The sequence below is a fragment of the Streptomyces sp. NPDC031479 genome (assembly GCF_055581065.1).
The window spans coordinates 100941-122979 of sequence record NZ_JBVIKC010000023.1 but is presented as its reverse complement, the minus strand read 5'-3'; the positions used below and the strand labels follow the sequence as shown (position 1 = coordinate 122979).

Sequence of the window (22039 nt, the reverse complement as noted above, 5' to 3'; positions counted from 1 at the left end):
CGTTGGGGGAGGGACTGGCGAGAACTTTGGGGGGTTTTTCTGGAAGGATTACGCCCCCGCAAATTGGTAGAACCCCCACCGCTTTCGGGGGGGGGGGGGGGGGGGGGGGGGGGGCTCCCCGTCCCCCCCCCCCCCTCCTCACCCGTTCGGGCGCATCGCGCCTCAGAGTTGATAGGCCCCGGCCGCGACGAGTTCCAGCACCGGGCGCCAGTCCTCCATCACCCCGGCCTCCAGCCCCGCCGCCCGGCCCGCACGGGCCGCCTGGCGCAGTGTCTCCGCCTCCGGCTCGGCGCCCGGGGCGGGCGGGCGCAGGAGCCGGGCCACTCGGTCGCCCAGCAGCGGACGGACCGCCTCCGCAGTGCGCCCGTCCGGGTCCGCGGGCGCCCCCGGGCCGCCTTCCGGGGGCAGCAGCCGCCCCAGGCCGTGGAGCAGGCCGGCCACTTGGAGTTCCTTGTCGAACGGATGCGAGCGGCGCAGAAGCGCCGCAGTCTGTAGTCCGAGGTCGCGGTCGGAAGCGTCCGGGGCCTCGTGATGGGCGTGCAGAAGGTCCATCAGCTCGTCGACACTGCCGAACGCGGGTACTCCTGACCTCGCCACCGTGACTCCCTCTGTCGTCTCCGCTCGCGTGCCTCCGCACCCGAGCAGATCAGTCCCGGCGGACACGCCGGTGGGCGACTTCCTGAACTCGGGGAGAAAACAAGCGGTCCAGCGCGGATTTTACCGTTCCATCGAGCGGACCCCCGCTCATATGTGTACCCTGAAGCGCAAGGAGCCTCACCCGGGCCCCGCTCCACCATGGCGCCACCGCGTCCGGAAGACCTTCTATATCCCTATTCCGGCGCGCGGACGAGCCCGCCGGGTTACGCGACACAAGGGAGTGCGCGGTGACTGAGATGACCAAGACCGACCCGACCATGGAGCGCACGGGCTGGAGGGCGAGCACGCGGTCCGACGAACTCGGCAGCCTCGAGGTCTGGGCCCGCTCCGCACCCATCCGGCTCGCCGGCTACGAGGACGACCTGGCGGAACCGCACATCCTGCCCGGCATCGACTAGGGCCGGAGCCCGACGCGCCCCCGCACCCGAGGGTGACGGGGGCGCGCCACGTCGCGGGGCGGATCCGCGTTCCCGCCGTCCGCGCGGGGTTCCCGTCCGGCCTACGCCGTGAGCGTCATCGCTATGGGCGATCATGACTTCCCCCGGCGGATCCGCCCCGGCAAGGTCGGACCCATGAAGCTACTGATGCTGGGTGGGACCGAATTCGTCGGGCGCGCGATCACCGAAGACGCCCTGGAGCGGGGCTGGGAGGTGACCGTCTTCCACCGGGGGCACCACGCGCCCCCGCCGGGAACCTCCGCCGTCCACGGGGACCGTACGCTCCCCGGCGGCCTGGACTCCCTCGCCGAGGGGGAGTGGGACCTCGTCGTCGACACCTGGGGCGGCGCCCCCACCGCGGTCCGCGACAGTGCCCGCCTGCTGGCCGGCCGGGTCGGCCGGTACGTGTACGTCTCCACCCGTTCGGTCTACGCCTACCCCCCGACCGCGGGCCCCGGTGAGGACGCCCCGCTGGTCGAGGGATCGCCCGACGCGGACTCCGTCGCCTACGCCGAGGACAAGAGGGGCGCCGAGATCGCCGCCGTCGACGCCTTCGGGGAGCGCGCGCTGCTCGTGCGCGCCGGGCTGATCCTCGGTCCGTACGAGAACGTCGGCCGACTGCCCTGGTGGCTGAACCGGGTCGCGCGCGGCGGCCCCCTCCTGGCCCCCGGACGCCCCGGGCTCCCGCTCCAGTACATCGACGTGCGCGACCTCGCGCACTGGACCCTGGACGCGGCGGAGGCCGGCCACGGCGGCGCCTACGACCTGATCTCCCCGCTGGGCCACGCCACGATGGGCAGCCTCCTGGAGGCCTGCGCCGCCGCCGCCGGTGTACCCCTGGAGCCGCGCTGGACCGACCAGGCCGTGATCGAGGCGGCGGGGATCCAGCCCTGGACCGAACTGCCCGTCTGGATCCCGGAGGGCGAGGGTCATGCCCACATGTTCGGCGGCGACGCCACCCGGGCCCTGGAAACAGGCCTGAAGTGCCGCCCCGTCGAGGAGACGGCCGCCGACACCTGGGCCTGGCTCCGCTCCCTCGGCGGCGTCGCCCCCCAGCGCTCCGACCGGCCCGCGCCGGGCATCTCCGCCGAGCGGGAGGCGGACCTACTCGGGCTCTGAGGCGCGGGCTCCGGCGAGCCGGGTCGGCGGCAGGTACTCGCGCAGCGGCGTGCGGTGCCACCAGGCGCCCGTCTCGCGGAGCTCCCGCCAGGTGGTGAACCGGTACCGGTAGAGCCGGGCCCGCACGAACCGCGGCGGGGCGTCCGGGAAGGGGTTGTGGCGGATCAGCCGCAGCGTGTCCCGGTCGCCCGCCAGCAGCCGCTCGACGAACGGCCCGAACCAGTCCCGGGCATAGCCGGGGGAGAGGGCCGCGAACCACATCAGCCAGTCCAGCCGCAGGTGGTACGGGGCGAACTGGCGCGGCATCCGCAGCGGATCGCCCGGCTTGCCCTTGAAGCCGTACTCCCGCCAGGCGCCGTCCTCGCGGGGCACCGCGTCGGCGGTCCCCTCGACCACGACCTCGTCGCGGATCCGCCCGACCGTGCCGAACGCCCCGTAGGTGTTGACCAGGTGGAGCGGGTCGAAGGACCGGTTCATCACCTGGCGCGGCGAGATCATGTTGGCCACCGGATGCCGGCTGAGCACCAGGACCAGCGCCGTCACCGCGCAGACGAGGACGACGAACCAGACCGGTGCCGCGCCCGACGCGGCGGCGGGCGGGGTACCGGCGAGCGCGGTGAAGTCGACGGCCGGAAGCGCGAGCGTGATCGTCAGCCAGTTCAGCCAGGCGAAGTTGCCCGACAGCACCAGCCACAGCTGGGTGGCCACCATGACGCACGCCGCGTACGAGGCCACCGGCTGTGGCGTGAACAGCAGGACCGGGACGATCAGTTGGGTCACGTGGTTCGCCGCGCACTCCACCCGGTGGACGGGGCGCGGCAGACGGTGGAAGAACCAGCTGAGCGGACCGGGCATCGGCTGCGTCTCGTGATGGTGGTAGAGACAGGTGAGCCTGCGCCAGCAGGCGTCGCCGCGCATCTTGATCAGCCCGGCGCCGAACTCCACCCGGAACAGCACCCACCGCAGCAGCCACAGCACCAGCACGGGCGGCCCGGTCCGGGAGTTGCCGAGGAAGACGGCCAGGAACCCGACCTCCAGCAGCAGGGACTCCCAGCCGAAGGAGTACCAGGTCTGCCCCACGTTCACGATCGACAGGTAGAGCAGCCACAGCACCGTCCACATCCCCATGGCCGCGCCCAGCGGCACGAGGTCGCCCGCGCCCGCGGCCAGCGCCGCCGCGAGGGCCGCCCCGGCCCACGCGCAGCCGGCGAAGAGTCCGTCGGAGTAGCGCAGTTGGAACAGGCTCGGGGCGTGGCGGAAGGGCATGTACCGCAGGTAGTCCGGGACGGGCAGCATGCCGCGCGCCCCGATCAGGGCCCGGAACTGCAGGGCGGCCCCGACGAACGCGAAGACGTAGACGCCCGCCAGGGCCCGCTGGAAGACCAGCCGGCCCAGCCAGTATCCGGGCGCCGTGAACCAGTCCATCCCCTCCAGTATCAGGCGCCGGCGGCCAGGGCGCGCAGGTGGCGGGCCAGCCACCGCGCGTAGCCGTGCTGGAGGAGGGGGACCACGGGACCCGCGAGCCGGGTGTACCAGCGGTCCGGGCGGCTGAAGGCGGTGACCGTGAACCACACGGCGCCGTCGGCGTCGATCTCCACCAGGAAGGACTCCTCCCCGCATTCGGGGTGCCCGGGCAGGGTTCCGTACGCGAAGCCGGTGCGGGTGGGCTCGTACGCGGTCCAGACCACCTGGCAGGGGGCGGTGATCCGCAGCGGTCCCAGGCCGATCCCCACCTCCGCGCGCAGACCGGGCCGCACGGCGCCGCCGCCTCCGGGTGTACGGACGCTGAGGCCCGAGGCCCGGTGGGCGTGGAAGGTCGTGACCGCGGTCCCGGCGGCTTCGAAGGCGGCCCGGCCCCGGCCGATCCGGGTGCGGTGGTGCAGGTGGTTGTATCCGGCGGGCAGGGGCCGGCGGGCCGTCGCACCCCGGTCGGGGTAGTTGACGGTGTCCCGGCCGGCGCTGATGAGGCGGGTCATGGCGTGTTCTCCGTTCGATCGGACATCAGGGGCGGGGTGCGGGCGCCGCCGCGAGGGCTACGGGCGCGGGGGCCGTGGGGGACACGGGGGCCGCCGGGGTCAGGCGGCGCCACGCCAGCAGGGAGCACAGGGCGAAACCGAGTGCGTTGCCCAGCCCGTGCGTGGCGGCCATCCAGGTCAGGGTGGGGTGGACGATCCCGGTGGCCTCGCCCGCCGCCCACCACAGGGCGAGCAGCATCGTGGCCACGAGGACCGCCGCCGACACGGCCAGCAGCGTCGCGGTGGTCCGGTCCCGCGCGGCGGGCCGCAGGTCCCGCCAGGTCACCAGGGCCACCGCCCACATCCCCGTGGTCAGCACCACCGCGCCCAGCAGTTCGGCCCAGTCGTCGACGAAGTAGCCGAGCAGGACCAGCAGGGTCCCCGCCGGGACGCTGTACGCGGCCCAGCGCGCCCCGCGCCGCGTGCCCGACGAGCGGCACACCAGACCGGCGACCAGGGCGGCGGTGAACCCGGCGAAGTGGAAGTGCGGGACGGTCAGCGCCAGGACGTCCAGGTCGAAGCCGAAGAGCCGGTAGCCGGCCCGCTCGGCGACCAGGGCGGTCGCGGCGACCGAGGGCGACACCAGGGCGGTGAGCACGGCCGCCTCGGCCGGGTCCGGCAGTCGCCGGCCCCCGGGCGGGGTCCGGGCGAGCACCTGCCGCAGCCGGGCCCCGGCCGAGCAGGCGAGGGCCAGGGCGGCCGCCGCGTAGAGCGCGGCGAGGGCCGTGGCCGCCGGGCCGCGCGGGAGCCAGGGGCACAGCGCCCCCGGCACGGCCGCGAGGGGCCACAGCCGGGCCGCGCGGCGCAACCGGACCGGGTCGATCAGGCGCAGGCCCAGGGGGACGGCGCAGCCCATCCCCAGGGCGACGATCAGGTTCACGAGGACGGTCAAGGTCCGCTCCTTTGAACGCGTTCAACTCACGGTCGTGACCCTACGCTTTTCGTTGAACATGTTCAATACGATCTGACGGGCGCTCCGGTTGCGGTGTCGGGGGAGATGCGGCAGACAAGAGAGGAGCAACCGGGGCGAAAAGGGAGAGCAGCGTGAACGACGCGAATGACGTGCCCGCACCGACACACCGTCAGGCGCCGCGCCGTCACGTACCGGCCTGCGCGGCCCTCTTGGCGGTCGTCGGCCTCCTCGCCGCCGGCTGCTCGGGTTCGGCCCCCGAACAGACCAAGGGCGCCGCCGCCGACCGGATGGAGCTCGCCCTCCAGCCCGTCGGCGCCCCCGGCCCCGACCCCTTCACCCCTTCGTCGGCCACCGCCGAGTCGGCGCCCGTCCAGCCGCCGCTGCCCAACGCGAGCGGCCGGGGCATCCGTACGGTCGGCGCCGCCACCCCCGGCCTGTACGGCGGGACGAACCGGCTCGGCAGCTGCGATGTCGAACGCCAGGTCACCCTCCTGACCTCGGACGACGCCAAGTCCCGCGCCTTCGCCGAGGTCGCCGGCGTCGAACGGGAGAAGATCCCCGAGTTCCTGCGCGGACTCACCCCGGTGGTCCTGCGCGCGGACACCCGGATCACCAACCACGCCTTCCGAGACGGCCGTGCCGACGGCTACCAGGCCGTCCTCCAGGCCGGCACGGCCGTCCTCGTCGACGCCCACGGCATGCCGCGCGTCCGCTGCGCCTGCGGGAACCCGCTGGCCGCACCGCTCGGGGCGAAGGGGAGCCCGGTGCTCAAGGGCGACCAGTGGAACGGCTACCAGCCCAACCAGGTCATCGTCATCGAGCCGACGGCCCAGGCGATCAACAGCCTGGTGATCGTGAACATCGCCGACAACACCTGGATCGAACGCAAGACGGGCGACGACGGCGCCCAGGACAAGGTCCCCCGGGTCCTGCCCCCCTACGATCCGGCCGAGGGCATCCCGAACGGACCCGCGACCCCGCCGGATCCCTCAGACCCCTGCGCCGGCCCGGACCCGAACAGCCTGGCCCGGACCACCCCGCCGAAAGCCCCGTCCACCCCGCCGTCCGCGCCCCCGCCCGGCACCCCTTCCGGGCCGCCGCCCTCCGGGACCACGTCCGACCTCCCGGGCGGTCCGCCCGCCGGCCCTCCCGGGGAGCCGGCCGCCCCCACCGGCCCGCTCGCCGGGCACCTCGACGAGACCGCGCCCCCGCTGGCCGAGACGGCGCCCCCGCTGGACCTGCCGGCCGGGCCCGTGAACGCCCCGGCGCCCCTCCTCGGCCCGTCGTCCGGGCCCCTGAACGAGACGGCCCCGCCCCTGAACGAGACGGCGCCTCCCTTGAACGAGACGGCCCCGCCCCTGAACGAGACGGCGCCTCCCTTGAACGAGACGGCCCCGCCGCTGGACGAGACGGCGCCGCTCCTGGACCTGCCCGCCGGACCCCTCGACGAGACGGCCCCGCCCCTCGGCCCGCCCGCCGGCCCCCCGGGAATGCCCGCCGCCCCCGGGGACCCGGCCGACCCCGCCGCCCCCTCCGCGCCCCCGTGCGTCCCCGGCCGGGCCGCCGACAGCGCCCCGAACGCGCCCGCCACCCCGCAGAAGCCCCCCGCCGACGTACCCGCCGACCGGCCCGCCGAAGGAGCCCTCCCGCCGGACCCGTTCCAGGACCTGCCCTCGCAGCCCGTCCGGCCCCCCGCCGACCCGGGGGCGCCCCTCCCCCCGGACGACGTGCCGACGCACGACCCGGCCGTGCCCACCGATCCGGCCGCCCCCTTCGGATTCCCGGACCAGCAGCAGGCGCCCACCGACTCCGCCATCAATCTGGAGAGCGCCTGACCGGCCCCTGTGTCATGGTGGACCGGTGTCGAGCACCACATCTCCACCGGAGGACTGGCCCGCACAGCCGGACCGGTCGCTCTCACTGAACCGGATGGGCAGTTTCGACTGGGACCTGGTCACCGGGCTCATGCACCTGGACTCGGCCGCCCTCGACGTCTTCGACACGACCTCCGACGCGTACGACGGGCGGCCCGAGTCACTGGGCCCCCGCGTCCCGCCCGCCGAGAGCGCCCGGCTGGACGCCCTCGTCTCCAGTGCCCTCAAGAGCGGGCTCGACAGCTACGGCGCCTACTTCCGCATCCGCTGCCACGACGGCCGGCTCCGCTGGACCCACACCCAGGGGCGCGTCATGCGCGACGTCGACGGCCGCCCGTACCGGATCATCGGCATCGTCCGCGACGCGACCGAGGAGCTCAGCCACTCGGCCGAGCGCCTCGGTCTCGACGACGAACGCCGCCGCCAGACCTCCGTGGTCGAGAGCACCACCGCCGCCCTCGCCCACGCCCGCACCGTCAAGGACGTCATCGACGCCCTCGGGGACGCCCACGGCCTGGAACGGCTCGGCTCGATGGGCATGGTCATGGGGCTCGTCGAGGCGGGCCGGATCCACCTGGTGGCCGAAGGCCCGCCCGGGAGTTTCGTCCCCGGCACGCGCTACACGCGCATCGACGAGCAGTACCCGATGAGCGAGGTCGTGCGCTCGCTCCAGCCGCGCTTCCTCGACTCGGCGGACGAGTTCGCCGAGGGCTACCCGGGCCTCTGGTCGCGGATCTCCTCGATGGACATCTCGGCCGCCGCCTACCTGCCGCTCATCGCCCAGGCCCGGCCCATCGGCGCGATCGGCCTCCTGTACCAGGACAAGGACGGCTTCACCCAGGACGAACGCAACCTGCTGGTCGCGCTCGGCAGCAGCATCGCCCAGAGCCTCCAGCGCGCGATGCTGCTCGAACAGGAGCACGACCTCGCCGAAGGCCTCCAGCAGGCGATGCTGCCCCGCCGGATCCCCTCCGTCCCCGGAGCGCAGATCGCCGTCCGCTACCGGTCCGCCCGGATGGGCCAGGACATCGGCGGGGACTGGTACGACGTCATCCCGCTGCCGGGAGGCCGCGTCGGCGCCGTCATCGGCGACGTCCAGGGACACGACACCCACGCGGCGGCCGTGATGGGACAACTGCGCATCGTGCTGCGCGCCTACGCCGCCGAAGGGCACTCCCCGGCCACCGTGATGGCCCGCGCCTCGGTCTTCCTGCACGAACTCGACACCGACCGCTTCGCCACCTGCACCTACGCGGAGGCCGACCTGACCACCGGGGTCCTGCAGATCGTGCGCGCCGGCCACATCGACCCGCTGCTGCGCACCCGGGACGGCGACTGCCGCCGACTGCCGGTGGAGGGCGGGCTGCCGCTCGGGCTGTCCGCCGAGTTCGGCCGCCTGGAGTACCCGGTCACCACGGTGGAACTGGATCCGGGAGAAACGCTCCTGATGTGCACCGACGGTCTGGTGGAGCAGCCCGGCGCGGACCTGGACGACGGCATCCGCTTCCTCACCGACCTGGTGCGCGGCGGACCGGGCGACCTCCAACTGCTCGCCGACCGGCTGTGCGAGGTCGTCGACGACCGGGGCGACGACGACATGGCCCTGATCCTGCTCCGCCGCCGGGGCGAGGACGTCCCGCAGGGCGGCGGCCGGCTCCAGCAGCACGTGGCCCCCGGGGACCCCGAGGCGCTCGTCGCCGCCCGGCACATGATCGGCGCCGCCGTGCGGGCGTGGGGCGCGCGGGGCCGGGCCGACGAGATCGAACTGGTCGCCGACGAACTGATCGTGAACGCCCTGATGCACACGGACGGCCCCGCGATCGTGACCCTGCGCGTCCTGGCCGGCACCCAGCGGCGGCTGCGGGTGGAGGTGGAGGACCGCTCCAGCGCCCTCCCGCGCCGCCGCGAGGCCGGGCACTCGGGAGTCTCGGGGCGGGGCCTGATGCTGGTCGACCGGCTGGCGGACGTCTGGGGAGTGGAGCCGCGCGGCAGCGGCAAGTGCGTCTGGTGCGAGTTCGTGGTGGACTGACCCCGGCCGGCCGGCCGGCCGGCCCGGCCCGGCGCCGGTCCATCGGTTCGCGCTCCGCCGCGGGCGGGGGCAGGCTGGGAGGATGCCCGAGCTGCCGGAGGTCGAGGCCCTGCGGGGCTTCCTCGACGAACGCCTCGCCGGGCGGGTGGTGCGACGCGTCCTCCCGCTCGCCGTCAGCGTGCTCAAGACCTACGATCCCCCGCTCAGCGCCCTCGAAGGCCGGCGGGCCGGCCCCGTCGCCCGGTACGGCAAGTTCCTCGCCCTCGGCATCGGCGACCTCCACCTGGTCACCCACCTGGCCAGGGCAGGCTGGCTGCGCTGGCACGACACCCTGCCGGCCCGGCCGCCCGGTCCCGGCAAGGGGCCGCTCGCGCTCCGTGTCGAACTGGAGGAGGGCGGCGGCTTCGACCTCACCGAGGCGGGCACCCAAAAGCGCCTCGCCGCGTACGTCGTGCGCGACCCCCGCGAGGTCCCGGGCATCGCCCGGCTCGGCCCCGACCCGCTCGCCGAGGGCTTCGACCGGGACGCCTTCGCCGCGCTCCTGGCGGGGGAGCGCCGGCAGATCAAGGGCGTGCTCCGTGACCAGAGCGTCATCGCGGGCATCGGCAACGCCTACAGCGACGAGATCCTGCACGCGGCCCGCGTCTCCCCCTTCAAACTGGCCTCCTCCTTCGACGAGGACCAGGTCACCCACCTCTACCGGGCGGTCGGGGACACGCTCCGCACGGCCGTCGAGCGGGCGCACGGCGTGGCCGCCGGGCAGCTCAAGGCCGAGAAGAAGAGCGGTCTGCGGGTCCACGGCCGGGCGGGGGAGCCGTGCCCGGTGTGCGGGGACACCATCCGCTCGGTGTCCTTCGCCGACTCCTCGCTCCAGTACTGCCCCACCTGCCAGACCGGAGGCAAGCCGCTCGCCGACCGCAGGCTCTCGCGTCTCCTCAAATAGCCCGTTCGCTGCGTAGACTCCGGCACCATGGCTCAGGACCAGCAGCGGCCGCAGCCCCGGCGGGAGATCGTCACGGGGGTTCCCCGGGGCACGCGCCGCAGGCCTCCCGCGCACACCCCGGCGCGCTCGGAGATCTCCGAGCAGACCACCCTGGGCGCCACCTACGTACGGGCCCTGATGCGCAGCCAGCTCCGCGCCGGGCTGGTGGCCCTGACCCTGCTGGCCCTGCTCCTCGGTCTGCTGCCGCTCGGCTTCCTGCTGCCCCGGACGGTCGCGGGCCCGGTGGTCTGGGTCGCGCTCGGCCTGGTGGCGTACCCGGTGATGTGGCTGATCGCCCGCTGGTACGTGGCCCGGGCGGAGCGCAACGAGGCCGCCTTCACCGGCCTGGTCACCGACCCGGCGGAACCCCCGTCCACGGCCGGCCGGCGGACCGCGCCCTGAGCGGTTCCGCTCGTCGCACCCGCCGCCGGCACCGGCGGACCGGTGTCCGACGCGGGCCGGCCCCGGGGTCTGGGGAGCGGGCTCAGAACAGGTGCATCGCGAGGTGGCCCAAGGGCAGGCCCAGCTGCCAGGCCGGGGTCCAGACGCGGGCGTTCTCGTCCAGGCCCGCCGAGGTGTCGGGGTGTCCGAGGCGGCCGGGGTCGATGTTCGTGGCGAACAGCTCGGTGTGGTCCAGCCAGCGCCACGCCGCCCGCGCCAGTTCCAGGTCGGGGTCGTCGCCGCGGCCGCGCTCCCGGGCCTCCTCGCCGAGCGCGAGGAACCGGGTGTGGACCCAGTCGCGCCACGGGTGCCCGTACGCCGTCAGCGAGAGCCACTCCTCCAGCTGCGAGACCACCCGGATCCCCGAGAGCTCACCGGCCGCGTCCGAGAGGTAGATCGTCAGCGCGAGCGTGTCCCGTCCGGCACGGAACTCCAGTGTGCTCACCGGGATCAGGCGTCCCGTGCGCAGCAGTTCGTCGGCGATGTACTCCGCGTAGAGCCACGCCATGGGCACTGCCAGTCCGCCGTCACTGGTGCCGTTCAAACCCTCGGGCTGCACCGTTCCACCTTCTCCCGCGCTGTGAGCGTCCCGTCGTCACCCCCGAGCCTTCACCGGCGGACTCGCGGAGCGGGGGATGTTTACTCAACTTGAACGGACTGGTGCCGATATCGATGCGGTCCGTGTCCGGTTCGTGTGCCCGGCGGGCGTTCCCTGAGTGTTTCTCCAGCGGTCCCCGAGCGTTCCGGTGTCCCGAGCTCCCCGGCTCAGGCGCCCAGTCCGTACCCCTGGAGCCCCTTGCGCAGGGCGCGCAGGGCGTAGTACGTGCGAGATTTGACCGTTCCGGCCGGAATGCCGAGCTCCGCCGCCGCCTCCGCCACCGAGCGGTCCCGGAAGTAGACCTGCAGCAGCACGTCCCGGTGCTCCTGTCCCAGGCTGCCGACCGCCCGCCGGACATCGATCGCGGTGACCGAGCCCGCCACCGCGTCCTCGGGCGCGGGCGCCTGCTCCAGCCCGTCGGGGTCCACCTCCTGCGGCCGGCTCAGCCGGGCCCGGCGCGCGTCGATCGCGAGCCGGCGCGCGACGGTGAACAGCCAGGGCCGCATGGACTCGTGCCCGGTGTGGAGCACTTCCGGGTGCTGCCAGACCCGTACGAGGGTCTCCTGGACGAGGTCCTCGGCGCGCTGTGGGTCGCCTGCCGTCAGGCCGAGCAGGAAACCGAACAGGGCCCGCCCGTGTTCGCGCTGGAGTTCGGCGAGCGCCTCGGGTTCCGTGCGCTGGAGAGTGGGGGTGGGCGGCACGAGTGGCTCCTTCCGGTCCGCTGGGTTGTCCTCACCCTCACCTGCGCGGAGCCCCCCGGGAACCGTCCGGTGACGCCGTTGCGCCCAAGCACCCGGGTCGTCCGGTGGGCGGCCGTGGCGGGCGACGAACGGTCGAACGGCACGGCGAACGGCCCTGGGCCGTAGGGGTGGGAAAGCGCCGGCGGACGGTGCCGCTCCTTGACTTGAGCAGTCTTCTCTTCAGGATTTCGGATTATCCGACAGTCCTACAAGTGAAGGCTGGGATAGATGACCCAACGCACCCGGCAGGCCGCGGCCCTGCTGTCGGCCCTCCTCCTCTCCGCTGCGGCGGCAGGCTGCTCCACCGGCAGGGAACCGGCCCCCGCGCACCTCGGCTCCCGGCCCGCCGGAGCCCCGAAGGGCAGCACCGGGCCCACCGCGCCCGGCGGTGCCAAGGGCTTCACCCTGGTCGCGAGCGGCGACGTGCTGCCGCACACCTCGATCATCCAGCGTGCGGCGGCCGACGCGGGAGGCGACGGGTACGACTTCCGGCCCATGTTCTCCGGCGTCAAACCGGTGGTCTCGGCGGCCGACCTGGCCCTGTGCCACATGGAGACCATCTACGGCGAGGACGGCGGACCCTTCAGCGGCTACCCCGCCTTCGTCTCCCCGCCCGCGGTGGCCGACGCGCTCAAGGACGCGGGCTACGACGGCTGCTCCACCGCCTCGAACCACACCCTCGACGACGGCGCCGACGGGCTGAAGCGCACCCTGGACCGCTTCGACAAGGTCGGCCTCGGCCACGCGGGCTCCGCGCGCACGGCGGCGGAGGCGGCCCGGACCACCTTCTACACCGCGGGCTCGGCCAAGGTCGCGCACCTCGCGTACACGTACGACACCAACGGCTACCCGATGCCCGACGGGCAGCCGTGGGCGGTCGGCCTGATGGAACCCGACAAGATCATCGCCGATGCCCGGCTCGCCCGGCAGGCGGGCGCGGACGTGGTGCTGGTCAGCCTGCACTGGGGCACGGAATGGCAGACCGAACCGGACGAGACGCAGCTCTCGCTCGGCAAGACCCTGACCGCCTCGCGGACCGGCGGCCGCCCCGACGTGGACATGATCCTGGGCACGCACGCCCACATCCCGCAGGCCTACGAGAAGGTCGGCGGCACCTGGATCGTCTACGGGATGGGCGACCAGGTCGCCGGGGAGATGTTCAACCACTCCGGCGCCCGCGACATGCGCGGCAACTACGGCTCCATCGGCCGTTTCACCTTCGCCCCGCCCGCCGCGCCCGGTGGGCGCTGGCAGGTCACCAAGGCCGAGTTCATCCCGCAGATGATGGACCTCTCCAGCGGGCGGATCGTCAACCTCCCGGCCGCCCTCGCCGAGGAACCCGGACAGAACGAGTACGAGACCGCGCAGGAGGCCGTCACCGAGGCCGTCCTGAGCCGGGGCGCGGCCAAGGACGGCCTCACGCGCGCCCGCTGACGCGCCGGCCCGCGCCCGCTGACGCGCCGGCCCGCGCCGGCCGCCCGCGCCCGCCGTACCGCCCGCACCACCGGCGCGCCGACGCCTCACGGCATCACCGACGCCTCACGGCACCACCGTCACCGGCCACCGTCCCGCCTTGACCAGCCGTACCGCCACCGAGCCGACGATGCGGTGGCCGGCCCGTTCCGACGCGCCGACCACCACCGCGTCCGCCTTCAGTTCCTCGGCGGCGCCCATGAGCCCCTGGTACGGGTCGCCGCGGAAGGTGTGGAACTGCCAGCGGACCTCGAAGATCCCCTTGAGGCGCTCCGCGGAGGCGCGGACCTCGGCGATGATGCCCTCCGCGATCTCCCCGGTCGTCTCTCCCACCGGCACCCCGAGCGAGGCTCCGGCGGCCATCACCGGCTGGACGTAGACCAGCGCCAGCAGCGCGTTCTGCCGCCGGGCCAGCCCCGCCGCGTAGGCCGCGGCCCGGAGCGAGGACTCCGATCCGTCGATCCCGGCGAGGATCACCTTCGGGCCGTCCGTACCGCGCTCGAAACCCGTGTTCACATGCTCCGTCACCCTCCCGAGACTATGGGGTTCGGCGCGCGGACCGGCGCGCCCCTCCCTACAGTGCCAAGCATGAGTGCCACGCTGGAGGAGACGCGGGGGACCCGCAACCGCTTCCTGAACCGGGTCCCGGACGCCTTCGGGGCGTTCTTCGGAACGCTCGGGCTGCTCTGCGCGCTGCTGGCGCTCTCCCCGACCCTGCGCAGGCTGCTACGGGCCGTGGTCGACTTCCTCGACGACTTCGTGGTGCCGGTCAGCGCGAACCTCGCGTACGCCGTCTTCCTCTTCCTCCTGGCCGCAGCCCTCGGCATGCGCAAGAAGATCGCCTGGTGGATCGTCGTCACCTATCTGGCCCTGCTGGTCCTCGTCGACGTACTGATCATCGCGGACGGGGACCTGTGGGTCGGCGGCCCCTCGATGGCCCTCGCGGTCGCGGCCTTCGTGATCCTGATCGCCTCCCGCAAGGAGTTCTACGCCGCCTCCCGCCCCGGCGCCGTCTGGCGGGCCATGCTGGTGCTGGGCCTCGGGATGCTCGCCGCCGTGCTCCTCGGCTGGGGCCTGGTCGCCCTCTTCCCCGGCACCCTGCCCAAGGGGCAGTGGCTGGACTGGGCCGCCAAGCAGGTCTTCGGCGGCCTCTTCTCCGCCCGGCAGTTCGACGGGCACCCGCCCCGCCCGCTGTACTTCCTGCTCGGCCTCTTCGGCGCCCTCGCCCTGCTGAACGCCGCCGCCACCCTCTTCCGCTCCCAGCGGCTGACGGCGGCCCTGCACGGGGACGAGGAGCCGCGCATCCGCGCCCTGCTCGGCGCGTACGGGCGGGCCGACTCCCTCGGCTACTTCGCCACCCGGCGCGACAAGGCCGTCGTCTTCGCCCCGAACGGGAAGGCCGCCGTCACCTACCGCGTCGAGGCCGGTGTCTGCCTCGCCAGCGGCGACCCGGTCGGCGATCCCGCCGCCTGGACCCCCGCCATCGACGCCTGGCTGGCCGTGGCCCGCCGCTACGGCTGGCAGCCCGCCGTCATGGGCGCCTCCGAGGACGGCGCGACCGCGTACGCCCGCTCCGGGCTCAGCGCCCTCCAGCTCGGTGACGAGGCGATCCTGCACGTCGCCCACTTCGACCTCGACGGCCGGGACATGCGGGTCACCCGGCAGGCCGTCAACCGGGTCCGGCGCACCGGCGCCACCACCCTCATCCGCCGCCACTCGGCCCTCTCCGAGGACGAGATGCAGATCATCGTCGACCGGGCCGACACCTGGCGCGACACCGAGACCGAACGCGGCTTCTCCATGGCCCTGGACCGGCTCGGCGACCGTGCCGACGGCGACTGCCTGCTCGTGGAGGCCTTCGACTCAGAGGGGGAGCTGATCGCCCTGCTGTCCTTCGTCCCCTGGGGCAAGGACGGCATCTCCCTCGACCTGATGCGCCGCGACCGCGCCGCCCCCAACGGGGTCATGGAGTTCATGGTCGCCGAGCTGTGCGCCGCCGCCCCGGGCCTGGGCGTGCGCCGGATCTCGCTCAACTTCGCCGTCTTCCGCTCCGCCTTCGAGGAGGGCGGCCGGATCGGCGCCGGCCCCGTCCTGAAGATGTGGCGCAAGCTGCTGCTCTTCTTCTCCCGCTGGTGGCAGCTGGAGGCCCTGTACCGCTCCAACGTGAAGTACGGGCCCGAGTGGTTCCCCCGCTTCCTCTGCTACCAGGACGCCGGCTCGCTCGCCCGGGTCAGCCTCGCCTCCGGCATCGCCGAGGGCTTCGTCTCCGTACCGAGCCTGCGCACCCTGTGGGGCAACGGCCACCCCAGGGGCCTCACCGCTCCTGCCAACACCGCCGGGCTGCCCTCCATCGACTCCCTGGGCCTGGACCTCGTGGGGGAGGAGGGGGAAGGGGCGCGCGAGGACCGGCTGCCCGACCAGGTGCGCGTCCGGCACGCCAAGCTCGAACGGATCCGGGCCGCGGGCACCGACCCGTACCCGGTCGGCATCCGCCAGCGGACGCACACCGTCGCCGCGCTCAAGTCCGCCCACCCCGGCTACCCGCCCGGCAGCCGCACCGGCGAACAGGTGACCCTGGCCGGACGGGTGATGGTGGTGCGCGACCTCGGCGGGGTGGTCTTCGCCGTACTGCGCGACTGGACCGGCGACACCCAGCTGATGTTCACCCGGGACGAGAGCGGGCCCGACGTCCTGGAGTCCTTCACCTCCCAGGCCGACTTCGGCGACCACGTGGTCGCGAGCGGCGAGGTCGGATCCAGCCGCGGCGGCGAACTGTCCGTGGTGGTCGGCTCCTGGCAGCTCACCGGCAAGTGCCTGCGCCCGCTCCCCGACAAGCGCAAGGGCCTGGCGGACCCGGAGGCCCGGGTCCGTCGGCGCTACCTCGACCTGGTGGCCAGCCCCGGCGCGCGGGACGTGGTGCGAGCCCGCTCCAGCGCCGTGCAGGCCCTGCGCCAGGGGCTGCTCGACCGGGGCTACCTGGAGGTCGAGACCCCGATGCTCCAGCAGATCCACGGCGGGGCCAACGCCCGGCCCTTCCGCACCCACATCAACGCCTACGACCTGGACCTGTACCTGCGCATCGCGCCCGAGCTGTACCTCAAGCGGCTGTGCGTCGGCGGCATGGAGAAGGTCTTCGAAATGGGTCGCACCTTCCGCAACGAAGGGGTCTCCTACAAGCACAACCCCGAGTTCACGATGCTGGAGGCCTACCAGGCCTTCGCCGACTACGACGTGATGCTCGACCTCACCCGCGAGCTCATCCAGGGCGCCGCCACGGCCGCCTTCGGCTCGCCCGTCGCCCACAAGGCCGACGCGGACGGCAAGCTCGTCGTCCACGACATCTCCGGCACCTGGCCGGTCAAGACGATGTACGGGGCGATCAGCGAAGCCCTCGGAGAAGAGGTCGACGCCGACACCGGGGAGCCGGTCCTGCGCAGGCTGTGCGACCGCGCCGGCGTCCCGCACGGACCGGAGGACACCCGGGGCGACGTGGTCCTGGAGATGTACGAGCGGCTCGTGGAGGAACGCACGAAACTCCCCACGTTCTACAAGGACTTCCCGACCGACGTCTCCCCCCTCACCCGCCAGCACCGCAAGGACCCGCGGCTGGCGGAACGCTGGGACCTGGTGGCCTTCGGCACCGAACTGGGCACCGCCTACTCGGAACTGACCGACCCCGTCGAGCAGCGCCGCCGCCTGACCGCCCAGTCCCTGCTCGCGGCGGGGGGCGACCCGGAGGCGATGGAACTCGACAACGACTTCCTCGACGCACTGGAGTACGCGATGCCGCCGACCGGCGGCCTGGGCATCGGCGTCGACCGGCTGGTCATGTTCCTCACGGGCCTGACGATCCGGGAGACGCTGCCGTTCCCCCTGGTGCGCCGGAGCTGACCGGCGGGGTGGCTGGTCCGGGCGGGTGAGGGGGGCGGGGCGCGTCCGCGCCTCTCGACTTCTTCGGCGATGTCGTTGATACGTAGTAATAATGAAAAATGACGAGCCGACAGTAGGGCGACGCGTGCTCCTGCGTACCGCCGTCTTCCTCGGAGTCGCCGCCGCCTCGGCGATGCTCACCGGCGGCGAGACCGACACCCCGGCGCCGCGGTCACCCGCCGGTCCCGCCCCGGCCGCCGGACCGGGCGCGGCCGGCGCGGCCGGCCCGCGCGGACTGGGCGCGGGCCTCCCCGAGAAGTCCTACCGCCTGCGGCCGATGACCGCCGAATCCCCCGTCCGGCCGCCGGCGGCGAAGCCGGCCGTCCGGACCCGGCCCATCCTGGAACTGCCCGTGGAGGAGCGGTCCGGCAGGGCGATGGTGCTCACCTTCGACGACGGCCCGGACCCCCGCTACACCCCGGCCATCCTCGACACCCTCTCCCGCCACGGGGTCCGCGCGATGTTCTTCGTGTGCGGGGAGATGGCCACCGACAACCGCGACCTGCTGCGCCGGATGGCCTCCGAGGGGCACGTCATCGGCAACCACACCTGGACGCACCCGCTGATCCCCTCGCTGGGCCGCGGCGCCCTGGAGTCGGAGATCGGGCGCACGAGCGAGGTGGTCCAGAGCTGCGTGGGGGAGGCTCCGGTATGGTTCCGGGCGCCGTACGGGGCCTGGAACCGGGCCGCCTTCGAGATCGGTGCCGACCTGGGGATGGAGCCCATGGCCTGGACCGTGGACACCCTCGACTGGAAGGAACCCGGTACCGGTGCCATCGTCTCCCGCGCGCTGGACGGAGCCGCGCCCGGGGCGATCGTGCTCAACCACGACGCCGGCGGCAATCGCTCGCAGAGCGTCCAGGCCGTCGCGACGTACCTGCCCCAACTCCTCGCCCGGGGCTACCGCATGACGCTGCCGATGTTGCCGCCCCGCTGAACGGCCGCGCCGGCGCGGCGTCCCCCGCCGCCCCGGTCCGCTGTCCCGGTCCGCCGGGAGGCGGACCGGGGGAGGGGGCGGAGGGGGCGGAGGGGGCGGAGGAACGATTCCTCAGCGGGCCTCGACCATGCGGGCGAAGACGACCACGTTGCCGTCGTAGCCCTTGGCCTTCGAGTAGCCGCCACCACAGGTGATCACCCGGAGCTCCGGGTGCCCGGTGTCCCCGTACACGCGGGCTCCGGGGAAGGCGTCCTTGGCGAACACCTCGACCCCGTACACCTCGAACACGGCCGTGCGGCCGTCGTAGCGCTCCACCTCGATGCGGTGGCCCGGCTTGAGCGAGCCCAGGCCGTAGAAGACCGCCGGGCCCTGCGCGTTGTCCACGTGGCCCACGATCACGGCGGAGCCCTGCTGGCCCGGCGAGATGCCGTTGAGGTACCAGCCCGCCAGGTTGCGGTCCTGCGGCGGCGGAGCGTCGATCCAGCCCTGCGCGTCCAGGCCGACCGTCATCACCGGCGCGTCCACGTTGATCGTCGGAATCCGGATGCGCTGCACCGACGAGTGCTCCAGCACCTCCATGTCCGACGGCGGTGCCGGCGGACGCGCCGGCAGCTGGTCGGCGTGCACGGCGACGGCCGCCGCCGCCGTCGGCTGCGGCGGTCCGTCCTCGACGTTCGCGCCGTTCCGCATCATGGCGAGGCCGCTGAGCATGACCAGCGCGAGTACGCCCCAGGGGGAGCGCCTTCTCGGTCTCTGCTCGCTCTCGTCCTCGGTCATGGCTCTCCCTTCCCGACGCGGGGGTCCCGACCCGCGTTCCAGTCCCTCCCCGGTACGCCCTTCTTCCCGCACGCTAAGGCCACGTCGGCGAGACGGCGATCGGGGAGGGGCGAACGGGTGGTGCGGCCGTAAGGGGTGCGCCCATCCAGGTAATCGTCACATAAATGCCTGACGGCTCGTGACCTGCGGATCCGTCAGATGATCGGACCGCGCTTCGGCGTGTCGCTCAACCGGGCGGCCCAAAGGCGGAAATGCGCTGGTTGCGTGCCGCCCCGAGGGTTCGTGATGGGAGGCGTTCTCGTCGATCTGCCCGGGCCACCGCTCCCGGGGCGCTTCCCGTTGGAGGTTCCACCATGCGTGCTTTCCGCGCTCTCACCGTGACCGCGGCCGCCTGTGCCGCGATCGGGCTCAGTGCCACGTTCGCCAGCGCGAACTCCCCGCAGGGTAGCGGGAACGGGCCCAGCAACGTGACGGTCAACCCGTACTCCGTACACCAGGGCGCCTCGATGCAGGTCAGCGCGGCCGGCTGTGGCCACGGCGGTACGGTCTGGTCGCACGGCAACTTTCCGCAGACCAACCTGTCGGCCGGCTCCATCGGCTTCGCCACCGTCCGGATCTTCAACCACGCCTCGCCCGGACACCACACCCTCTCGGTCAAGTGCCACGACAACAGCCTGGTCGCCACGCACCGCTTCACGATCCTTGAGGGCAACGGAGCGCAGGGCGGCATCGGCGGCTCCTTCGGCCCGTCCACCGCCGAGACGGCCATCGGCGCGGGTCTCGTCGGGGTCGCGGCGCTCGGCGCGGGCGTGCACGTGATCCGGCGCCGCCGGCCGGTCGGCTCGCGGGCCTGACGTCCGCCGGCCCTGACGTCCGCCGGACCGGTACGTGCGCCTGGCCGGTACGTGCGCCTGGCCGGTCGACCGCCGGTCGCCCCGGGTCCCGCTCAGGACCCGAGGCGGCCGGCGGTCGCCGGGGCTGCCGGGCCCTTCGGGAGGGTCAGTGGTGGCGCGCGGTGCCGCGTCGGCGCAGGGCGTACGCCACCCCGCCCGCGGCGGCGAGGAACAGCACGGCTCCCGCGCCGAGTTCCAGGGGATCCGAGCCGGCCACGCTGCCGCCGAGCCCGCCGCGCACTCCGAGCGAGGCGGCGGTGGTGGTGACACCGCGCGGGGCGGTGGCCTTCGTGGTGCGAGGGGCCGGGGGAACGACGGTGACGCGCGGGGCGACGGTGACGCGCGGGGCGACGGCGGCCGCGGGGCGCGAGGGCGTGGGCGCCGGGGCGGTGGTGGTGCGCGTACTCGGGCTGGGCCGCGGGCCGCTGGTGGAGCTGGTGGTGGGCTTCGACGTGCCCCCGGCGATGACGAGGTCCGCGGAGCCGGTCTCCCCGTTGCAGGTGAAGGAGACGGAGTACAGGGCTCCGCGCCTGGCATCACGGTCCACCGTGATCCGGGCGGTCTGCCCCCGCGCGATGCTCACGGTGTCGAAGACCCCGGAGGAGGCGGTGGCGTACGCGGCACCGCAGCCGCTGACGGAGAGCACCGCCTGCCCGCCGGGTGCGACCGTCGACGGGGTGATGGCGAAGCCGAAGGAGGTGACGGGCGCCGCCTCGGCCGCGAGGGCGGCGGGCGCGCCGGATGCGCAGAGCGCGAGTACGGCCCCTGTGGCGCCGGCGCTCAGCAGGGCGATGGCGGAGCTGCGTATCGCGCCCATGGCGGTCCTCCGGATTCCCCGAGGAGCAGTCGCGCAGCGTTTCCGCACGTGGGGGGTCGTGCACCTCGATGTCCGCCACGCTAGGTGCGGGCCCGGTGACCCGCGATCAGGAACGGGCGAATGGGGCACGGCCGTAGGCCGAACCGGGGACGGGAGTGCCGCCCCCGGTTCGGCCCGGCGGGTGGCCGCGGTGGGCCCGCGCCGGGCCGGCCCGGCGGGTGCGCCTAGTTCTTCAGCCCCAGGTGCGGGAACTGTGCGAAGAAGGGTTCGGCGGTGGCGGCGATCCCCCGGCCGAAGGGGGCGTCGAAGTCCCAGATCAGGAAGAGCAGGAAGGCGATCAGCGCGCTGAACAGGCCCGCCAGCAGCAACTCGCGGAAGGAACGGCGGATCTGGAGGGTGAAGATCAGTCCGACCGTCACCAGGGCCCCGGCGATCAGTCCGAACCAGACCACTCCCGGCATGGTGGCCCCGGCACTCTGGCCGCGTGCGTTGCGGGCGTCGTCGACCGCCCCCACCTGGTCCACCAGGGGCTGGTACGCCTGTCCCTCGTGGTCGGTCTGCGGTTCGTAGTCCGTCACGTCCCGGCGCACGCGTTCGAGCAGTTCGCCGCTCCGGTCGGTGAGGGTGCCGTCGTCGGCCATCCGCTGCCATTCGGTGTCGACCACGTACGTCACGTACGCGTCGACGTCGGCGCGGATCTTCTTGCGCACCGGCTCCGGGTAGACCTGGGCGCGGACGCTGATCTCGTGCAGGGCCTGGGCCTCCTGGCGCACGTACTCCTGGGCGGCCCCGCGGCCCTCCCAGACGCCCGCGATCGCCAGGCCCAGCACGATCGCGTAGATCACCCCGATCATCATCGTCATGTACTCGATGACGTCCGGGGTCTCGTTGGGATCGTCGTCCTCGCCGATCCTGCGGTGCTGGAAGAAGACGATGGCCAGGACCACGGCGCATGCCGCTGCCATCGCGAGGGACAGGACGAGCCATTCCGACAAGATGACTCCCGTTCGGTGAATCGGCGGATCGCGCTGTGCGTTCGTGCGCGGTCCGGAGGGGGACGGCCTAGCGCGGGCGCAGCGCGACGATCGCGAGCACGGCGGGGGCCGCGGTCATGAGGGTGAAGGTCACCGGCGAGATGTGGTGCTCGGCCGGCTTGCGGACGGTGGACCGGTACGCGGGGCGGGCCACGTGCTTCTTCGGCGCGGGCGACGGCGTCGCGGTGGGGGTGGGCGTCGGCCGGGGGGCCGGCGGGGCCGGCGGGGCCGGTGCGGGAGCCCGGTACACCCGGGGCGGCGGCGGCGGCGGTGGCGGGGGCGGTGCGGGAACGGGTACGGGGGCCGGCCGGGGCGGCGCGGGCGGTGGCGGGGCGGGCTTCGGCTTCGGTGGTGGCGGGGGAGGCGGCGTCGG

Annotated in this window: 21 protein-coding genes; 10 read left to right on the top strand and 11 right to left on the bottom strand. The window is 73.8% G+C overall.

Annotation, left to right across the window (positions count from 1 at the left end):
- Nucleotides 1-162 precede the first annotated feature (162 nt).
- The gene (locus tag ACZ5D2_RS24580) at nt 163-552 is read right to left on the bottom strand and encodes a hypothetical protein (protein ID WP_371681100.1); all 390 of its coding nucleotides are present in this window, start codon (nt 550-552) and stop codon (nt 163-165) included.
- Between the two features lie 332 nt (nt 553-884).
- Between ACZ5D2_RS24580 and ACZ5D2_RS24575 the strand changes: the two genes are divergently transcribed.
- Together ACZ5D2_RS24575 and ACZ5D2_RS24570 are read left to right on the top strand one after the other, a co-directional pair.
- Nucleotides 885-1055 carry a hypothetical protein gene (locus tag ACZ5D2_RS24575; protein WP_167456775.1) on the top strand — a complete coding sequence of 57 codons (171 nt, stop codon included), beginning with the start codon at nt 885-887 and terminating at the stop codon, nt 1053-1055.
- A gap of 174 nt (nt 1056-1229) precedes the next feature.
- A complete protein-coding gene (locus ACZ5D2_RS24570; protein WP_371675556.1) occupies nt 1230-2213 on the top strand; it encodes an NAD-dependent epimerase/dehydratase family protein in 984 nt (327 codons plus the stop codon).
- Here ACZ5D2_RS24570 and ACZ5D2_RS24565 read toward each other — a convergent pair.
- The 3 genes from ACZ5D2_RS24565 to ACZ5D2_RS24555 are packed head-to-tail and all read right to left on the bottom strand — an operon-like array spanning nt 2199 to nt 5120.
- The gene (locus ACZ5D2_RS24565; protein WP_371675555.1) at nt 2199-3638 is read right to left on the bottom strand and encodes a lipase maturation factor family protein; all 1440 of its coding nucleotides are present in this window, start codon (nt 3636-3638) and stop codon (nt 2199-2201) included. The two genes, ACZ5D2_RS24570 and ACZ5D2_RS24565, sit on opposite strands and share 15 nt — an antisense overlap.
- 11 nt (nt 3639-3649) lie before the next feature.
- The gene (locus ACZ5D2_RS24560) at nt 3650-4189 is read right to left on the bottom strand and encodes a DUF1990 family protein (protein WP_468931974.1); all 540 of its coding nucleotides are present in this window, start codon (nt 4187-4189) and stop codon (nt 3650-3652) included.
- A 25-nt stretch (nt 4190-4214) separates the two neighbouring features.
- A complete protein-coding gene (locus ACZ5D2_RS24555) occupies nt 4215-5120 on the bottom strand; it encodes a YndJ family protein (protein ID WP_371675553.1) in 906 nt (301 codons plus the stop codon).
- Nucleotides 5121-5272: 152 nt separating this feature from the next.
- Here ACZ5D2_RS24555 and ACZ5D2_RS24550 point away from each other — a divergent pair, with 152 nt between their 5' ends.
- From ACZ5D2_RS24550 to ACZ5D2_RS24535, 4 genes are all read left to right on the top strand, one after another.
- Nucleotides 5273-6976 carry a DUF6777 domain-containing protein gene (locus ACZ5D2_RS24550; RefSeq protein ID WP_468931971.1) on the top strand — a complete coding sequence of 568 codons (1704 nt, stop codon included), beginning with the start codon at nt 5273-5275 and terminating at the stop codon, nt 6974-6976.
- 7 nt (nt 6977-6983) lie between these two features.
- A complete protein-coding gene (locus ACZ5D2_RS24545) occupies nt 6984-9044 on the top strand; it encodes a SpoIIE family protein phosphatase (protein ID WP_371681099.1) in 2061 nt (686 codons plus the stop codon).
- A gap of 82 nt (nt 9045-9126) precedes the next feature.
- On the top strand, nt 9127-9987 hold the full coding sequence (locus ACZ5D2_RS24540) for an Fpg/Nei family DNA glycosylase (protein ID WP_371675551.1): 861 nt from the start codon (nt 9127-9129) through the stop codon (nt 9985-9987).
- Nucleotides 9988-10014: 27 nt separating this feature from the next.
- A complete protein-coding gene (locus tag ACZ5D2_RS24535; RefSeq protein WP_371675550.1) occupies nt 10015-10428 on the top strand; it encodes a hypothetical protein in 414 nt (137 codons plus the stop codon).
- An 82-nt stretch (nt 10429-10510) separates the two neighbouring features.
- On the opposite strand, the gene ACZ5D2_RS24530 is transcribed toward ACZ5D2_RS24535, so the two are convergent.
- On the bottom strand, nt 10511-10975 hold the full coding sequence (locus ACZ5D2_RS24530; protein WP_371681098.1) for a hypothetical protein: 465 nt from the start codon (nt 10973-10975) through the stop codon (nt 10511-10513).
- Between the two features lie 257 nt (nt 10976-11232).
- Nucleotides 11233-11766 (bottom strand): sigma-70 family RNA polymerase sigma factor, encoded by a 534-nt coding sequence (locus tag ACZ5D2_RS24525; protein WP_371675549.1) that lies wholly within the window; start codon nt 11764-11766, stop codon nt 11233-11235.
- Nucleotides 11767-12033: 267 nt separating this feature from the next.
- On the opposite strand from ACZ5D2_RS24525, the gene ACZ5D2_RS24520 reads away from it, so the two are divergent.
- Nucleotides 12034-13239, top strand: a complete 1206-nt coding sequence (locus ACZ5D2_RS24520) for a CapA family protein (RefSeq protein WP_371675548.1) — start codon at nt 12034-12036, stop codon at nt 13237-13239.
- A gap of 105 nt (nt 13240-13344) precedes the next feature.
- Here ACZ5D2_RS24520 and ACZ5D2_RS24515 read toward each other — a convergent pair whose 3' ends face one another.
- Nucleotides 13345-13806 carry a universal stress protein gene (locus ACZ5D2_RS24515; RefSeq protein WP_371675547.1) on the bottom strand — a complete coding sequence of 154 codons (462 nt, stop codon included), beginning with the start codon at nt 13804-13806 and terminating at the stop codon, nt 13345-13347.
- A 60-nt stretch (nt 13807-13866) separates the two neighbouring features.
- On the opposite strand from ACZ5D2_RS24515, the gene lysX reads away from it, so the two are divergent.
- Together lysX and ACZ5D2_RS24505 are read left to right on the top strand one after the other, a co-directional pair.
- Nucleotides 13867-17169 carry a bifunctional lysylphosphatidylglycerol synthetase/lysine--tRNA ligase LysX gene (gene lysX / locus ACZ5D2_RS24510; protein ID WP_468931965.1) on the top strand — a complete coding sequence of 1101 codons (3303 nt, stop codon included), beginning with the start codon at nt 13867-13869 and terminating at the stop codon, nt 17167-17169.
- A gap of 91 nt (nt 17170-17260) precedes the next feature.
- Nucleotides 17261-18145 (top strand): polysaccharide deacetylase family protein, encoded by an 885-nt coding sequence (locus tag ACZ5D2_RS24505; protein ID WP_468931964.1) that lies wholly within the window; start codon nt 17261-17263, stop codon nt 18143-18145.
- 111 nt (nt 18146-18256) lie between these two features.
- Here the strand turns inward: ACZ5D2_RS24505 and ACZ5D2_RS24500 are convergent, their stop codons facing one another.
- Nucleotides 18257-18922: a class F sortase gene (locus tag ACZ5D2_RS24500; RefSeq protein ID WP_285529027.1), complete on the bottom strand. Its 666-nt coding sequence runs from the start codon at nt 18920-18922 to the stop codon at nt 18257-18259.
- A 353-nt stretch (nt 18923-19275) separates the two neighbouring features.
- Here ACZ5D2_RS24500 and ACZ5D2_RS24495 point away from each other — a divergent pair, with 353 nt between their 5' ends.
- The gene (locus ACZ5D2_RS24495) at nt 19276-19776 is read left to right on the top strand and encodes a hypothetical protein (RefSeq protein WP_468931962.1); all 501 of its coding nucleotides are present in this window, start codon (nt 19276-19278) and stop codon (nt 19774-19776) included.
- A 145-nt stretch (nt 19777-19921) separates the two neighbouring features.
- Here ACZ5D2_RS24495 and ACZ5D2_RS24490 read toward each other — a convergent pair whose 3' ends face one another.
- The 3 genes from ACZ5D2_RS24490 to ACZ5D2_RS24480 all read right to left on the bottom strand — a co-directional run bounded on the left by ACZ5D2_RS24490 (nt 19922) and on the right by ACZ5D2_RS24480 (nt 21820).
- Nucleotides 19922-20632, bottom strand: a complete 711-nt coding sequence (locus tag ACZ5D2_RS24490; protein WP_468931960.1) for a hypothetical protein — start codon at nt 20630-20632, stop codon at nt 19922-19924.
- A gap of 224 nt (nt 20633-20856) precedes the next feature.
- Nucleotides 20857-21627 carry a bestrophin-like domain gene (locus tag ACZ5D2_RS24485; RefSeq protein WP_468931958.1) on the bottom strand — a complete coding sequence of 257 codons (771 nt, stop codon included), beginning with the start codon at nt 21625-21627 and terminating at the stop codon, nt 20857-20859.
- Between the two features lie 67 nt (nt 21628-21694).
- Nucleotides 21695-21820 carry a hypothetical protein gene (locus ACZ5D2_RS24480; protein WP_371675541.1) on the bottom strand — a complete coding sequence of 42 codons (126 nt, stop codon included), beginning with the start codon at nt 21818-21820 and terminating at the stop codon, nt 21695-21697.
- Nucleotides 21821-22039 lie beyond the last annotated feature (219 nt).

Coding starts and splice junctions, on each gene's coding strand:
- ACZ5D2_RS24580 (WP_371681100.1), bottom strand. CDS start 552: ATGGACCTTCTGCACGCCCATCACGAGGCCCCGGACGCTTCCGACCGC.
- ACZ5D2_RS24570 (WP_371675556.1), top strand. CDS start 1,230: ATGAAGCTACTGATGCTGGGTGGGACCGAATTCGTCGGGCGCGCGATC.
- ACZ5D2_RS24565 (WP_371675555.1), bottom strand. CDS start 3,638: ATGGACTGGTTCACGGCGCCCGGATACTGGCTGGGCCGGCTGGTCTTC.
- ACZ5D2_RS24560 (WP_468931974.1), bottom strand. CDS start 4,189: ATGACCCGCCTCATCAGCGCCGGCCGGGACACCGTCAACTACCCCGAC.
- ACZ5D2_RS24540 (WP_371675551.1), top strand. CDS start 9,127: ATGCCCGAGCTGCCGGAGGTCGAGGCCCTGCGGGGCTTCCTCGACGAA.
- ACZ5D2_RS24535 (WP_371675550.1), top strand. CDS start 10,015: ATGGCTCAGGACCAGCAGCGGCCGCAGCCCCGGCGGGAGATCGTCACG.
- ACZ5D2_RS24530 (WP_371681098.1), bottom strand. CDS start 10,975: ATGGCGTGGCTCTACGCGGAGTACATCGCCGACGAACTGCTGCGCACG.
- ACZ5D2_RS24520 (WP_371675548.1), top strand. CDS start 12,034: ATGACCCAACGCACCCGGCAGGCCGCGGCCCTGCTGTCGGCCCTCCTC.
- lysX (WP_468931965.1), top strand. CDS start 13,867: ATGAGTGCCACGCTGGAGGAGACGCGGGGGACCCGCAACCGCTTCCTG.
- ACZ5D2_RS24505 (WP_468931964.1), top strand. CDS start 17,261: ATGAAAAATGACGAGCCGACAGTAGGGCGACGCGTGCTCCTGCGTACC.
- ACZ5D2_RS24500 (WP_285529027.1), bottom strand. CDS start 18,922: ATGACCGAGGACGAGAGCGAGCAGAGACCGAGAAGGCGCTCCCCCTGG.
- ACZ5D2_RS24495 (WP_468931962.1), top strand. CDS start 19,276: ATGCGTGCTTTCCGCGCTCTCACCGTGACCGCGGCCGCCTGTGCCGCG.
- ACZ5D2_RS24490 (WP_468931960.1), bottom strand. CDS start 20,632: ATGGGCGCGATACGCAGCTCCGCCATCGCCCTGCTGAGCGCCGGCGCC.